At 39.5% G+C, this 13348-nt stretch carries 16 protein-coding genes and 1 riboswitch; of the genes, 8 read left to right on the forward strand and 8 right to left on the reverse strand.

Going from position 1 to position 13348, the window contains the following annotated elements:
- Nucleotides 1-160 precede the first annotated feature (160 nt).
- Complete coding sequence (locus J7E52_RS08055; RefSeq protein ID WP_101223282.1) at nucleotides 161-577, forward strand: VOC family protein; 417 nt, start codon at nucleotides 161-163, stop codon at nucleotides 575-577.
- Nucleotides 578-658: 81 nt separating this feature from the next.
- Here J7E52_RS08055 and J7E52_RS08060 read toward each other — a convergent pair whose 3' ends face one another.
- Complete coding sequence (locus J7E52_RS08060; RefSeq protein ID WP_214744802.1) at nucleotides 659-1174, reverse strand: GNAT family N-acetyltransferase; 516 nt, start codon at nucleotides 1172-1174, stop codon at nucleotides 659-661.
- A 212-nt stretch (nucleotides 1175-1386) separates the two neighbouring features.
- A riboswitch (ZMP/ZTP riboswitch) is annotated at nucleotides 1387-1465 on the forward strand.
- Nucleotides 1466-1601: 136 nt separating this feature from the next.
- Between J7E52_RS08060 and J7E52_RS08065 the strand changes: the two genes are divergently transcribed.
- The gene (locus J7E52_RS08065; protein WP_214744804.1) at nucleotides 1602-2801 is read left to right on the forward strand and encodes a phosphoglycerate dehydrogenase; all 1200 of its coding nucleotides are present in this window, start codon (nucleotides 1602-1604) and stop codon (nucleotides 2799-2801) included.
- Nucleotides 2802-3045: 244 nt separating this feature from the next.
- On the opposite strand, the gene J7E52_RS08070 is transcribed toward J7E52_RS08065, so the two are convergent.
- Nucleotides 3046-3213, reverse strand: a complete 168-nt coding sequence (locus J7E52_RS08070) for a hypothetical protein (protein WP_214744806.1) — start codon at nucleotides 3211-3213, stop codon at nucleotides 3046-3048.
- A gap of 501 nt (nucleotides 3214-3714) precedes the next feature.
- Nucleotides 3715-4182, reverse strand: coding sequence for a hypothetical protein (locus tag J7E52_RS08075; RefSeq protein ID WP_214744808.1), 468 nt, complete (start codon nucleotides 4180-4182; stop codon nucleotides 3715-3717).
- Between the two features lie 350 nt (nucleotides 4183-4532).
- Between J7E52_RS08075 and J7E52_RS08080 the strand changes: the two genes are divergently transcribed.
- The 3 genes from J7E52_RS08080 (at nucleotide 4533) to J7E52_RS08090 (ending at nucleotide 6955) form a co-directional block, all read left to right on the forward strand.
- On the forward strand, nucleotides 4533-5591 hold the full coding sequence (locus J7E52_RS08080; RefSeq protein ID WP_214744810.1) for a M4 family metallopeptidase: 1059 nt from the start codon (nucleotides 4533-4535) through the stop codon (nucleotides 5589-5591).
- 32 nt (nucleotides 5592-5623) lie between these two features.
- Complete coding sequence (locus J7E52_RS08085; protein WP_214744813.1) at nucleotides 5624-5941, forward strand: protealysin inhibitor emfourin; 318 nt, start codon at nucleotides 5624-5626, stop codon at nucleotides 5939-5941.
- 459 nt (nucleotides 5942-6400) lie between these two features.
- Entirely contained in the window at nucleotides 6401-6955 is a 555-nt protein-coding gene (locus tag J7E52_RS08090) for a competence protein ComK (RefSeq protein ID WP_214744814.1), read from the forward strand.
- On the opposite strand, the gene J7E52_RS27365 is transcribed toward J7E52_RS08090, so the two are convergent.
- Nucleotides 6860-7129 (reverse strand): DUF1835 domain-containing protein, encoded by a 270-nt coding sequence (locus J7E52_RS27365; protein WP_214744816.1) that lies wholly within the window; start codon nucleotides 7127-7129, stop codon nucleotides 6860-6862. The two genes, J7E52_RS08090 and J7E52_RS27365, sit on opposite strands and share 96 nt — an antisense overlap.
- A gap of 132 nt (nucleotides 7130-7261) precedes the next feature.
- Nucleotides 7262-7846: an NAD(P)H-dependent oxidoreductase gene (locus tag J7E52_RS08100; protein ID WP_214744818.1), complete on the reverse strand. Its 585-nt coding sequence runs from the start codon at nucleotides 7844-7846 to the stop codon at nucleotides 7262-7264.
- A 134-nt stretch (nucleotides 7847-7980) separates the two neighbouring features.
- On the opposite strand from J7E52_RS08100, the gene J7E52_RS08105 reads away from it, so the two are divergent.
- Complete coding sequence (locus J7E52_RS08105; protein ID WP_214745076.1) at nucleotides 7981-8331, forward strand: winged helix-turn-helix transcriptional regulator; 351 nt, start codon at nucleotides 7981-7983, stop codon at nucleotides 8329-8331.
- A 78-nt stretch (nucleotides 8332-8409) separates the two neighbouring features.
- Here the strand turns inward: J7E52_RS08105 and J7E52_RS08110 are convergent, their stop codons facing one another.
- A complete protein-coding gene (locus tag J7E52_RS08110) occupies nucleotides 8410-8721 on the reverse strand; it encodes a hypothetical protein (protein ID WP_214744820.1) in 312 nt (103 codons plus the stop codon).
- 462 nt (nucleotides 8722-9183) lie between these two features.
- Here J7E52_RS08110 and J7E52_RS08115 point away from each other — a divergent pair, with 462 nt between their 5' ends.
- Nucleotides 9184-10506 (forward strand): Nramp family divalent metal transporter, encoded by a 1323-nt coding sequence (locus J7E52_RS08115; protein ID WP_309476863.1) that lies wholly within the window; start codon nucleotides 9184-9186, stop codon nucleotides 10504-10506.
- Nucleotides 10507-10603: 97 nt separating this feature from the next.
- The gene (locus tag J7E52_RS08120; RefSeq protein WP_214745078.1) at nucleotides 10604-11581 is read left to right on the forward strand and encodes a 2-hydroxyacid dehydrogenase; all 978 of its coding nucleotides are present in this window, start codon (nucleotides 10604-10606) and stop codon (nucleotides 11579-11581) included.
- 190 nt (nucleotides 11582-11771) lie between these two features.
- Here J7E52_RS08120 and J7E52_RS08125 read toward each other — a convergent pair whose 3' ends face one another.
- Nucleotides 11772-11960 carry a hypothetical protein gene (locus J7E52_RS08125; protein ID WP_214745108.1) on the reverse strand — a complete coding sequence of 63 codons (189 nt, stop codon included), beginning with the start codon at nucleotides 11958-11960 and terminating at the stop codon, nucleotides 11772-11774.
- 21 nt (nucleotides 11961-11981) lie between these two features.
- The gene (locus tag J7E52_RS08130) at nucleotides 11982-13253 is read right to left on the reverse strand and encodes a cation:dicarboxylate symporter family transporter (RefSeq protein ID WP_214744824.1); all 1272 of its coding nucleotides are present in this window, start codon (nucleotides 13251-13253) and stop codon (nucleotides 11982-11984) included.
- Nucleotides 13254-13348: the final 95 nt, after the last annotated feature.

Below are 13348 nucleotides of genomic sequence, written 5' to 3' on the forward strand. Positions count from 1 at the left end.
GGTAGAATGAAGTTTAAAGTGCTAACGTCGGCGATGGTTCTTGAATTGGTTTTATGAATGGGGGGACTGTGATCTCTCCTTTTTTTGCTGCAAGCAGGATAATCGAAAAATGCAGCGAATAGTAGGTGGTGAACAAATAAATCAAGCGAGGGTGAATTGGATGGGAGTTCAAGCAGAAAAGATCTTTGTAAACTTGCCTGTTAAAGATTTGGATGCCTCAGTAGAATTTTTCACAAAGGTCGGCTTTGAATTTAACGAGCAAATGACCAATGAAAATGCGACATGCATGGTTATCAGCGAGTCCATATATGTCATGTTATTGGTGGAAGATTACTTTAAAACGTTTACCAAGAAGGAAATCCCGGATTCTGCAGCGAGTACGGAAGCCATCGTCGCCCTGTCCGTTAAAAGTAAGGAAGAAGTCGATGAGATCGTGAATAGGGCACTGGATGTTGGCGGAAAGCCTTTTAATGAAGCCATTGATCATGGTTTCATGTACGGTTGGAGTTTTCTGGATATCGACGGACATTCTTGGGAAGTATTTTACATGGACGAAAGCGGATTTAATCAAAATTAAATCAAAAGCAAGGCACAATCCTTCACGAAGGACTGTGTCTTTTTTTTGAAGTGTTAAGTAAGCGATCTTACCTGATGTGATTCATAACAATACAGGGCTAATGTCCTTCCACTCATAAACCAATAGATTCAATTCAGCACCAGCCATTTTGACTTTTTCGGTTTTAAGCAACTCAGCACCAAATGCCTCATAAAAGTATCGAGATTTATTACCTTCGAGCACCTCAGCGAAAATGGTCTTGAATCCCAGTTCTTCGAATTTAAAGAATAATTCCTTGATGAGATTCTTACCTATCCCCATTCTTTGAAAATTTTCGAGGATATATATTGAAGTTAAATCACCCGAATCCTCAACCTTATTCGTTTCCCTTTTCCCGCCACTTATAAATCCTACTATTCTTCCCTCGTTATTTTCAGCAACATAAACATAATTTCCATCTCTAGTTAAATTCTTTATCCATAATTCTTTCCTTTTCTCATAAGACAGATTATCTAAAAAATCACTCGGCATTATATCTTTATATGTGGTTCGCCAGCAATCCACATGGACTTTTGCTATACCTTCAGCATCAGCCACCGTTGCCTCTCTTATTAGCATATTAGTTCCTCCTTTTTTGAAGTTTGCTATAGTCCTTATTTTTTACTAATATTATCCATTTTGCAATTATATATATTCCGATTGAAACAGCCATGTTTCGGAGATAAAACTATAGATTTCGTCGATATTTCTGACTCCTGCAAAAAAAGAGATAAACCTTTAAATTGATATTGAAGATTGCAGAATAGTTTGATAGAATAAAATAAATGAAAAAGACTATGTGCAACTGGCGAAACACGGATAACCGTGAGGGAACACATAGTGTCGTAGCCGTTCGCCTGGGCAGAGGTAAGGGATTTTATCCCTTGCCTCTTTCTGTATATTAACAGATAGTGAAGGTTTAAAGGATGCAGATTTTCATGGGCTTAAAAATCTTGTCAGTATTTTGAAATTTCAAAACTATCATAATCAAAGAGGAGCAAACAAAATGAGCACAATTCTTTTAGAAAAAGTGAAAACGATCAAAGCGTTAAATAATATTGCCGAAAGCGGGCTGAATGTATTCAACAAAGGCGATTTTAAGGTCGATAATGACAGTGAAAACCCTGATGCAATCGTTCTTCGCAGCTATAACATGCATACTATGGAATTCGGCGATCAGTTAAAAGCAATCGCAAGGGCAGGGGCTGGAGTGAATAATATTCCTGTCGACAAATGTACCGAGCAAGGAATTGTCGTTTTCAATACACCAGGTGCTAACGCAAACGCTGTAAAAGAAATGGTGCTAACGACATTAATGGCTTCATCTCGTAACCTTTTTGCCGGTGTGGCCTGGACAAAGACGCTGGAAGGCGAAGGAGAACAAATTCCAAAGCTCGTCGAAGCAGGAAAGAAACAATTCGTTGGTAAAGAAATCAAGGGAAAAACTCTTGGCGTAATCGGTTTAGGAGCGATCGGTGCACTTGTAGCGAATGATGCCCTGGATCTGGACATGGATGTCATTGGGTTTGACCCGTTCATCTCTGTTGATACAGCTTGGAACTTGTCACGCAATGTACAGCGCGCCATGACGATTGAAGAATTGTTTGCAGAATCTGATTATATTACAGTACACGTTCCATTAACTGACGACACAAGAGGAATGTTCAACCAAGAAACATTCAGCATCATGAAGCCGGGCGTACATATCTTGAATTTCTCACGCGGCGAGCTAGTGAATGAGACTGATATGCAAGCTGCATTAGAAAGCGGAAAAGTAGGCAAGTTCATTACAGACTTCCCGAATGAAAATGTGTTGAAAATGAACAATGTCGTTCCAATTCCGCATCTAGGTGCCTCTACACTAGAATCAGAGGAAAACTGTGCCATCATGGCAGCTCGTCAGTTGAAGAACTTTTTAGAAACAGGAAACATCAAGAACTCTGTGAATTTCCCGAACACCTCCCTTCCTTATACAGGAAACCGTCGTGTGGCAACTTTCCACGAAAACGTTCCGAACATGGTTGGGCAAATCACACTGGCTGTATCAAGCTTTAATTTGAACATCGCTGACATGGTCAACAGAAGCCGTGGGGGATACGCATATACGATCATCGACATTGACGGTGAAGTAAACGGCGACATCATTCCTGGCTTGGAAGAAAAAATCAAACAAATCGAAGGCATTGTTACAACTCGCATCATCTAAATTGAACGGCTCAACTGATAAGTGAAAGCCTCAATTCCTTTAAGGAGTTGGGGCTTTTTTTAGGCTTTGTTCATGAAAAGCCACTTATTGTGGTGATCATATTAAACTCACTCACATGTTGAGAACTTAGGGATTACAACGAACTCAGCCTGTCACGGGTTATGCCGAGCAGCTCGATACAATAAGTTAAGGTCAAAACTTCTTCCAACACGAGCATCGAAATTCTCCAAGATAAAAAAATCTGTCATGGTTTCACATCCGTTTTTTCTTCATAATGTACAAACAACATCAAGTAGATTGCTAATAGAAGATGCAAATAAAGTGGAATATCCTTATCGTTTTGAATGACAACAAATACGTAAATTCCATATAGCAAAATTGGAATGGTTAAAAGGATTCTGAGTTTAGTCATATGTCATCCCCCCAGCTATCCTCAAATATTAATACACAATTATTACCCCTAAGAACATCTGCTGGTTTCATAAGTTTCATCCTCCTAATTTACTAAATATTCTGTCACTTCTGTTATTACAATAGTATGAAGTACAGGTAAAATGATGTCAATCTATATCCCATTTGTACTCATTTTAAGTTAATGGATTCAAAAGTAATCTACCAAAATCACTATCTCAACTATATTTCTACTTAGTGACAAAATGGTACCTTTCTTTATTCAGAAGGGACCCCAAACAGGTCAAGCAATGCGGTCAGTGAACGCAAGTGAAAATGCCAAGGAGTAACTTGTTGCGAACCTGAATCAATGTAATCCCTAAGTTCTCAACCAACCTGTCAGTTCAATAAGGCTTTTGGTAATTTGCTATAGGAAAAGAATCGCCCATATGATATACAGAGACGATTCCTTATGTTAAACACCAATTCTACACAGAATGGATTACCCTATATCGATCCTCTCCTAAAAATTCTGATGCTGATGAAGGATATTCGATGTTAAAAAAGCTCCAACTGGAGGTAATTGCCCGGTATAGGCATTACCACTAACAGGATATTCATTCAGGGCTATATCAGTAGTGGCAATCCACGATCCAGACTCACCTGCTTGCAGGGAGGGAGGCTTCATAAGAAAACGTCCTTGTAGAATAAAATGTCGAATCCTAATCTGCTGATCATCAATTATGGTTAAGTTGCCAGAGAATGTGGCATAAGGTGAATCAAATGAGATTTGTTTAGTGCTTTCATTCCAAAATCCATTAATCGGAATAGGTGTACCCCGAAAATTAACCGTACCAATTACCCTATTATCCGTAATGGAGTTAATGGTAAGTGTGCCCCAAATGATCGTTCTGCCAGCTATTGAAGAGTGGATACCCCATACTGATGGGAATGGAAAGTTAACTGAAGCAGTTCCCTGTGAAGTTACCAATGCTATGCCCTCCCTTAATGATCATGTTCTGCGGAAGCTCCTTTATTTAAAGGAACAGTCCAGTATATGCAGCACGAGGAGAATAATCCAATAAACAAAGGTGAAGTAGACTTACCCTGCCAGAAACTGCATTCACGATGAGTTGCCAAAACCGGGACTGCCGGGAAAAAGGATTGAACGGGTCGGAAGAAATGGAATGAAGGGAAATGAGGTAAGTGCGGCGAAAGTAATCTATAGAACTGTGTTGAAGATAGGAAGAGCATCAAGGTGACCAAGTAAACTGCTAATGTACCGATGTCTTGAAAAAAGAGACTGTATAGATCGTAAAAAATCATGAAGGAGTGTCAAATATGCATAAAAGAGATTGTTCCAATAAGTGTCAGTGTTTCATTGTACCTAACTATATTCTTGAGAATTTGGCACAAAATGAAGTGGAAGAAGCTCGGATCAGTTTAGCGAAAAGCCGTCAAATGCGCAGGCGCAGAATCTTCAAAGAATATGATATTGACGGTGTTGTCGCTTTAACGGATGCAGGATCTGGACGTCAAGGCGAGTCTGCCCGCCATGTTTATGATTGTAAGGGAGGAACCAAACTCCGGGAGAATGAGGCAAGGAAAGAAGGAGATCGATCTAGTGCAGATCCTGTTGTTAACGCTGCATACGATTATAGCGGAGTTGTGCGTGACTATTTCAAGGATGTTTTGCACCGTAATTCAATTGATAACCAAGGCCTTGATATCATTCTCAACGTGCATTATGGGAATAAATTCACGAATGCCTATTGGGACGGAGATGAAATGGTATTTGGTGACGGCGATGGGGTCATCTTTAGCAATTTTGCCAATTCACTCGATGTAATCGGACACGAACTGACACATGGGGTTACGCAGTTCACGAGTGGATTGGAGTATGAAGGCCAGTCCGGGGCTTTGAATGAACATCTTTCAGATGTTTTTGGTGTTGCCATAAAACAATTTCACTTAAAGCAAACGGCAGGTGATGCCGATTGGCTAATCGGTGCTGATATAATGGGGCCAACACTGAAAGGGCAGGCACTCCGTTCGATGAAAGCACCAGGTACGGCATTTGACAATAAGTTAATGGGTAAAGATATTCAGCCTGATCATATGAAGAACTTCTATAAAGGAGAACGCGATAATCATGGTGTCCATATCAATAGCGGCATACCAAACAAAGCCTTTTATCTAGTATCGATGGAGATCGGAACGGACAAGGCGGCCTTGATCTGGTTCAATGCGATGCAGAATTTGTTTGCAACGGCAAATTTCAATCAATTCGTGCAAATTGTCATCAAGGCAGCGCAAAAACTTGTTGATAGCGGAGAAGTGCCTGAAACAGCGATAGGAACAATTGAAAATGCTTTTAAAGCGGTTGGACTGCCTGAGTAGTCATATTCCATGAATAGGAGGCTTCATCTACCATGCATATCAAATTTAGCTGCATAGGGGGATTTGCCAACCTCGACTTGAATCTCCAGATAGATACAGATGAATTGCCGAAAGAGAAAAATGAGGAATTGCAGAACTTAATGAAGACAGCTGACCTGCCTAATGCTAGCCAAAGTAAAATGGCTGGAGCTAAAGCGCAAGGGTTCGACGCGTTTTCATACCAGCTGGATATAGCCGATGAAAAGAAGAAACAGTCTTTCTCGTTTACTGACATTACAGCACCAGAGGAAGTTCGGCCCTTATTGGATTATTTACGTAATTTAGCAATTGAAATGAAAATGGCAGAATAACCAAGAAAAAAGTCTATCATCTCGATAGACTTTTTTGATGTGGTTAAAACTTCACAAAAATGTCATTTCATTTCACTTTTATATGAATTATGGCTATTTGTTCTCTAAATGGACACAAATTAGCAAGAAAATAGCAATCTGAGTAGCAGATTTTAAAAGGAAATTCGAGATTTTGTATAGAGTGAGCCAATCAAACGAGCGATGCAGTCACAAAGGGAAACGAATTTTGATATAGGTAAAATCAGATGGATTTTACAAAAAAACCATAAAATAGGATAATGGTCGCATGGAGGTGAATGACATATCAAGAAATGAAAGTGAAGATAGACGGAAAAAAAACCCCTAGGTGAGGACGTCCTGGAAGACATCACCTAAGGGCTTGCGAGCAGGAGTATACCTGCCTCTATATCCAGTATACTCCAAAAAAAATGAATAGGGAAATGGGGAGTGAATGGAAGGATGATACGCAAAAACTATTTATTGAATAGGGAAACGGTGGGAATGATGGAGCGTTACGATTCCAATGGTGTCGAGATGACCACGGTAGTGGAGGGAGAGAACACATTCCATGTTGCCCAACCGCGCAAGGAAATCCTGAATAACACGTTAAACTACTATGGATTGGATCTAGATGGCGGACTTGCAGCAGCAAAATCCGTGCTTGGCGGAAAATACAGGCTGCCCGTCTGTATAAACGCCCAGCTGGGAATGGTCTGGTTCTCCTCCCGCTCATTCCGGAAAAGAGGCGGAGTCTGGTTTTCCTACATCCACATTCGTGACTTAGAGGAAATGAACGAAAAAGAAACGCTGGTCCACACAAACTATGGACATTGCCTTCCTGTATCATTAAGCAAAAATCAGCTTGCCTTCAAAAGGGACCAAGCATCCTATCTGCATACAACCTTCCATGAACGCTCTTCAGGCAATAAGACCTTTTATTACGAACCGGGAAGCGGAATCACCTTTTGCAAAGAACCTGGTGAGGTCCATTACAGGGTGAAAGGGAAGGAATGATAAAGTGAGAGGAAGACCGCCGAATTGGCGGTCTGTTTTCCCATAGTTCATTTCATAGTAATCATCTTCTGATAAAAAACGTGTTCTGAACCAATCTATCCTTTGTTTCACTCCAACTTCATCATGTAATTTCCAGATAGGTTCTACTGAAAAGATGTCCGAAAAAGATAGCACCTGTTAATCTGTCCCGTTCGTTTTATAAGAAAAGGAGCTACGATTAGCTCCAATAATAAGTATGCATCCGTTCGTTAAGAACCTTTCAAGACTTCCTAGATATGAACAGTCTTTTTCAACATTAGTATATGTTTATGAGAAATGGGAATTAATTGTATCTTCAACTTTCTTTAACATGTCTTTATATGCTTCTTCATCAAGGTATCCAATACTTCCGAATAGTAAATGATCCACAGGTTCAATTCCAGTAAAATCAAATATTCCAATGTCAGAGGTAACTTTCAAACCAGCTGTCATACCCACCGCATCGTAAACCTCGTTAGGAGTTCCGTGTGTATTGATGATTAGACCCTTTTTACCTTTTAATAACTTGATTACCCCTTCTTCTCCAGCAGAATATGCAAACCCAAATGCAAATACTCGGTCTACATACCCTTTAAGAATTGCTGGAAGACCCGTCCACCAAATAGGGTAAATAAATGTTATAGCTTCTGCTTCAGAAATAAATTCTTGTTCCGTTTTAATATCATCAGGAGTTTTTCCCGCTTTCATGGCTGCTGTATCTTCCGGTTTCAGAACAGGTTGAAAATCAAGTGCATATAAATCACGGACAACAACTTCGTGACCGTTTTTCTTTAATGCTTTGACTGTTGTTTCCAAAATAGAGTGATTTAAGCTTTCAGAGTATGGATGTGCATAAACAACTAGGTGCTTCATTTCGAATCTCCTCCAAGTAATTTTGATTATTAAGCGTAACCTAATATTATAGTGTTAGACATTTTTTTGAAAGTAGTCATTTTTTTATAACATAGTCACAAAAATGGTACCATTGAGAAAGAGAGGTATGTATGATGGCACGAAGCAGGTTCGGTGAACCTCCAGAGGAACAAGTAGGGGTTTGTCCAGTTACACAAACTCAAGACATAATTGCAGGGAAATGGAAAATCATCATTTTATGGCATTTAAGAACAAATACAAGAAGATTTAATGAACTTCAAAGGCTGTTACCAGGTATTTCAAAAGGAATACTGACACGTCAGTTGAGAGAATTGGAAGAAGACCAAATGGTTCACAGAGAAGTATATAAAGAAGTCCCCCCAAAGGTAGAATACTCGCTAACACCTTTAGGGAAAAGCTTTATTCCTATACTGGATAGTATGGGAGAGTGGGGAAAAAAATATGATAAATTAATAAAAAGCTAAAGCCTATACAGGTCTTTAGCTTTTTTCTCGTGGTTTATCTTCCACTAACTCATTTAATTCAATAAGAGTTCATCTTTTTTATCTTTCAAACCGTCCAAAATGTGTATTTTCCCGATTTATTAGTGCATCACCAAGATTGATTCTGCTCATAAGTCTCTCGTGGTCTGAAGGAAAACGTTCCCTAACGTTTGCAACTCCCTCTATTGTTGGGATACTACCATTAGGCCTAGGGCGTTCTTCTCTTTGAAATCCAGGGTTCAAACCATCATCAATCATTACAGGTCTTTCAATTGTATCGTTGTCATCATTAGTGGGATTACTAGTTGGGTCTCTATGTGTATCAAGGTTCCCGGCATTATTAAATGGTTCATTGTTATTATCTTGTGGCATCTATTTCACTCCCTTGCTTATATTATCTGCTGATGGCATTAATCTATTCGCGGTCGTACTAATCCAGTAACGAATCCTGCCTGGACAGCTCTATTGATTCGCCAACCGTTTTCAATACAACTCCTCCTCGTAATATCCGTCTGTATCAGCATTTTGAGCTACATGGTTTGTTAATGAAATGATTTTAAAGAAACTTAAAAATATTATTATTGACTTACATTTTAATTTGTCTTACAATTTCAATGTAAATAGTCAAAACATTCAATCAAATGGAGGGGAGCTTTTTTAACGAGCTGATTCACTTCAACATGAAGCACGACAACATACTGCAGCGTAAACTTTATGTCAATTCCGGAAATGGCATAAAGTTCTGTCATAATTTCAATATCTGTATGTCCAGAGTTATCAAGGATTAATGCTTTAGAAAAAAATGAAAGCGAATACATTACTCTTTGGGATGGAGTGAATAACTTGAAAAATCAATCAAATCTTGCTGAATCCACTGTGATTGTTCCTGAGGTCGTAAGTAAGAAACCAAATTTCATCACGAAGTTTAAAACATCCTATGGTCCGGGAATTCTTGCCGTGTTAACGTGGCTTGGAGCCGGGGATCTGGTGACTTCTTCCGTTGCCGGGGCAGATTATGGATATAGTTTAATGTGGATTTTAGCTTTGTCATTAATTCTTCGTTTTCTTATCGTCAATGTTATCGCCCGGTTCCAGCTTTGTAATACAGAGGGGTTGACCATTCTTGAAGGATATGGACGTATTCATCCATTTTTCGGTTACTTCATGTTTGGTTATGCATTAATAATGGGTCATCTTTTTAATGCATATATGATTAAGGGGGCGGGAGAGGTATTATCGACCCTATTCCATGTTAATCAGCCATTCTTGGCTTCAATGGTAGTTGTAGCATTAGTTTTCATGCTTATTGGCAGAAATATTTATAATAGAATTGAAAGTGTAATGAAAGTGCTTTTGGCATTATTGACCGTTGCTTTCTTGTACCTGGCCATTTCAGCAACACCGGATGTGGGGCAAATCATTAAAGGAACGGTCGGTTTTAGCATTCCAAGTGATACTGGTGTTCATGGCGCATTATTGGTGGCGGTTTCAATTATCGGTGCAGTGGCAGGTTCGATTTCGAACTTTGTTCATCCATATTTCATGAGGGAAAAAGGCTGGACGAAACCGAGTCATCTAAAGGTTCAAAGAAATGATTTACTGTTTGCCATCGGAGTTTGCATCGTGATCAATTTGGCCATTTGGGTTGTAGGGGCAGAAATTTTAAAACCGAATGGAATTCATGTAGAAACGATTGATGACTTGGCAATGGCATTACAAATGTCATTAGGACAATTTGGCTGGTACATTTTCTATCTTGGTGTATTTGGCGTATTGTTCGCGAGTGTAGTAGGCAAGTCAACTGGTTTCCCAAGATTGATTGTAGATGCCTTTTACGTAATAAATAAGGATCGTCGCGAAAAGTACAATGGTAAATATGAAAAAGATCCAATGTATAAATGGGTTATGATATTTGTATTGGTTACGCCAATCATTTGGTCCATTCCCGGCATGCCTGGTTTCATTGCATTGACAATTGGCGTAAATGCTATAAACATAATCGGTTTTCCGGTTATCGCAATTGGCATGCTGGTGCTATCAAATAAAAAAAGCTTGATGGGAAAATATAAAAACAATTGGTTCGAAAATATTATTCTGACTTTAGCTTCCGTTTTAGCTGTTTGGTCCGCCGTTCAATTAGCTACTACCTTTTTTTAAAATAATGGTAGATTATAGATAGAGGCCCAAAACATAAAGGTTATGTCGACTGTTGATCCCGATGGGGTCCTACTTTATTGGAAGCGAGGTATCAATGATGAAACCGAAAGTAATCATCTATAAGAAAGTGGATCAAAAAGTGTTGGATTATATTCAAGAGACTTGTGATGTCGTTTATTTTGAGGGTCTTGATTCAAAAAAATATCCTGAATTCCTTCAAGAGCTGAAGAACGCACAAGGTATATTAGGTTCAGGATTAAAAGTGGATAAAGCTTTACTGGATCAGGCACCGCAATTAAAAATCGTCTGTAATTCATCGGTTGGATACGACAATTTGGATGTAACCGAGCTGTCCAATCGCGGAATCATGGCTACGAACACTCCCGAGGTATTGAATGAGACGGTCGCAGATACGATTATGGGCTTGATGCTGTCCACAGCGAGAAGAATGCCAGAGATGGATCAAATGGTAAAGTCAGGGCAATGGACATCGAATATCGGGGAAGAATCGTTTGGGTTGGACGTGCATCATAAAGTATTAGGGATTATCGGTATGGGCGGAATAGGCTCTGCCGTTTCAAAAAGGGCCCGTTTTGGATTCGACATGAACATCTTATATCACAACAGATCTAGAAATGAAGAAGCGGAACAAAAGTATGGAGCTACATACTGTTCTCTGGAAGATCTGTTAAAGCAATCTGATTTTGTCTGCTTGATGACACCGCTAACTCCCCAAACTGAAAAGATGATGGGGGAAAAAGAATTCAAGCTCATGAAAGAGTCCGCCATCTTCATCAATTGTTCAAGAGGGAAAACCGTGGATGAAGAAGCCTTGATCGCTGCGCTTAAAACCGGTGAAATTCACGCGGCAGGACTGGATGTCTTTGTACAGGAGCCCGTCAAGGACGACAATCCATTGCTATCCATGAAGAATGTCGTCACTTTGCCTCATATCGGTTCCGCAACATATGAAACCCGCCTGAAAATGGCGATGCTGGCAGCAACCAACCTTGTAGCAGGATTACAGGGCGAAACTCCGCCTACCTTGATCAAAACTGGTGTAAAGGTAAAGTGATTTTTTAGATGGCATTTATAAATTACGCTGGATAGCCTTATTTGGGGCTATCCATTTTTTTGTTCCGGATTATTATTTTTACTCATCCTGCAAAATAAATAAGCCCTCTCAATAAAGGAGGGCTTTTATATCAATTCCCCAGACTTTTGTTATTCATCCACCACATCTGCCATTTCATCAAAATCGGAAATTACGATCTATCAAACAGTTCAGCACCAGAAATACCTGGGTTTGTCATATCGTATGGATAACTTATAATCGGAAAGTTTTTGACTGCACGCAATGTTTGGATACCATAGTATGCATGCACTGGTACTTGTTTTGATCCCAAAAAGTCTTTCTTAATACGTTCGTCATGATTTATTTGGATTGTTGACACCGTATTTCCTCCTTTATAAGTTTATGCTACGTCTGATTGTTTAATTGAATCAACGTAATGGTTTGCTTTATCCTGGTCAAATTCCCCTTCCCATTTCGACATGACAATCGCCGCCAATGAGTTCCCTATGACATTAACCGCTGATCTTCCCATATCCAAAATTCGGTCGATACCGGCAATGAACGCAACACCTTCCACAGGCAGTCCCATAGAACCAAGTGTTGTTAAAACAACAACAAATGAGGCACCCGGAACGCCAGCCATTCCTTTTGACGTTAACATCAATACTAGTAACAAAGTGATCTGTTGTGTAATGGATAAATCTATACCATACATTTGTGCCACGAAAAGTGAAGCAAGTGCTTGATAAATCGATGAGCCGTCTAGGTTAAACGTATAGCCTGTTGGAATAACAAAAGAAGTAATGGATTTCGGGCAGCCAAACTTCTCCATTTTGTCCATAAGCCTTGGTAATACCGACTCTGAACTTGCTGTTGTAAATGCCAAAATCAATTCATCCTTTAACACTTTCAGGATAACAAAAATGCTTGTCCCTGACATTTTCGCTATAATTCCAAGAATGGCGAATACAAAGAATACCATCGTCACATAAACAGCAATTACTAGGTTCCCTAAAGGAATTAATGTTGCGATACCAAATTTTGCAACGGTTACACCAATCAGCGCAAACACACCAAAGGGGGCAAATTTCATGACTAGATTCGTCACCCAAAACATTACTTCCAACACACCTTCAAAGAATCCAAGAATAGGCTTTCCTTTTTCGCCTATCGCAGCGACACCTAAGCCGAATAAAACAGAAAAGAAGATAATCGGTAATAAATCCGCTTGAGCCATTGATTCAAATACATTTTGAGGAACAATATGAGAAATTGTTTCTCCAAAGCCACTGCTACCAGCGGTATTTGTTGTTTCTTCATATTTTGAAATATCACTTTTTTCAAGATTGCTAGTATCTAAACCAGACCCTGGGTGGAACAAGTTTGCCGCCAGTAATCCAATAACAATGGCAATTGTGGTGACAATCTCAAAATAAAGAAGAGTCTTCCCACCTAATTTTCCTAGTTTCTTTATATCGCCGACTCCCGCTATGGAGACGACTAATGCAGCCATGACGATCGGGATGACGATCATTTTAATTAAATGAATGAAAATATCCCCGATAGGTACCAAAATGGCCATGACTGTTTCATTACCATGGAATAAAGCACCGACAACGATACCTAGTACAAGTGCAATAAGAATTTGAGTAGCTAAGCCAAACCTGTTCATTTGAATTCCTCCTTTGATAGTTGCTCTGTTGTTAACGCTTTCATTCTTTAGGTTATTTCAAGTTTATGATCATCCTACTGGAACCTACTGAATCC

It is taken from the genome of Bacillus sp. ISL-34 (assembly GCF_018613325.1).
GTDB lineage: Bacteria > Bacillota > Bacilli > Bacillales > DSM-1321 > Peribacillus.